The sequence below is a fragment of the Pannus brasiliensis CCIBt3594 genome, from assembly GCF_036688125.1.
Taxonomy (GTDB): Bacteria; Cyanobacteriota; Cyanobacteriia; order Cyanobacteriales; family Microcystaceae; genus Pannus; species Pannus brasiliensis.
In genome coordinates this window covers 1-1015 of sequence record NZ_JBAFSM010000112.1, presented here as the reverse complement: position 1 = coordinate 1015, position 1015 = coordinate 1, and the positions used below count along the sequence as shown (strand labels likewise).

Here is a 1015-nt window from a genome sequence, read left to right as displayed (position 1 = left end):
ATCTGTTTTCCCCTGTCATTTCTGTCTTCCTGTTCCCTAGTGTGACGGAAGAGGGTTAACGCGACGCGAGAGAGGGGCTGTCATTTCCTCGGAAGAGTACCCGCGAACGTTAAGTTTCCCGTCGAAAAAGTTTTAGAGGACGGTTCCTATCCGGGTTGGGTGGCTCCCGACCGGAAATCGAGAAGGAAAGGGGCTACTCGAATGCAGGTTCGAGTGATCGAGTACAGTATCGAGAACGCGACGGAAACAACCACTTATCGTTTAATCACCGATTGATTGGATTTAGAGACCTTTCCCGTATTACTCCTAGCCGAGCAATACCATCAACGGTGGGAAGCCGAAAATACGCTCGACGAATTGAAAACCCATTTACTCGGACGGAAGACCCCGATCCGTTCCCTCAAACCCCGTGAGGTCGTTCAAGAAATTTACGGCTGGCTCATCGGACATTACGCGCTCCGCTCGCTCATGCTACAAGCCGCTACCGTGGGCGGTATCTCCCCGCTACGCTTAAGTTTTACGGGAACCCTACGGGTAATCCGACGTTCGCTCGCTGATTTTCAAGATATCGGAGCCAAGCAATCCCCCTTTTTTTTCCCGCCTCATCCAAGACATCTTGAAAGAGCGGATTCCTCCGCGTCAGTCTCGAAGCAATCCGAGGGTTGTCAAAAAACCCCGTTCCAAGTTTCCCTCGAAAAAGCCGAGCCATCTAGCGGTCTCTTCCAGAATCGAACCGCCGATTTTTTTGATTTCTAACACCGCTTAATTCTTAACCGAGAAGTATTGCTTATCGTCCCCTCCTTTTCTTATCCCGAACTGACGTTTCCTTTCCTCATTCCGCTTGATATCGCAAAGAATACCCACGTTCATCGACAGTTTAAAGTCTCGCGGTCGGGATCTGAACGAACGAAGCGGAAAAAAACAGTCACCGCCCCCGATGATGGGGGCGGTTTTTAAAGTTAATCCCGGCATCGAGCTATTGTCCCGGTCGGCGACCCGACCAGTATCTTGACCA

Annotated in this window: 1 pseudogene; it reads left to right on the top strand. The window is 50.8% G+C overall.

The window, feature by feature from the left end:
* Nucleotides 1–54: 54 nt before the first annotated feature.
* Nucleotides 55–594, top strand: a pseudogene (locus tag V0288_RS24950) (transposase); the annotation flags it as partial.
* Between the last annotated feature and the right edge of the window lie 421 nt (nt 595–1015).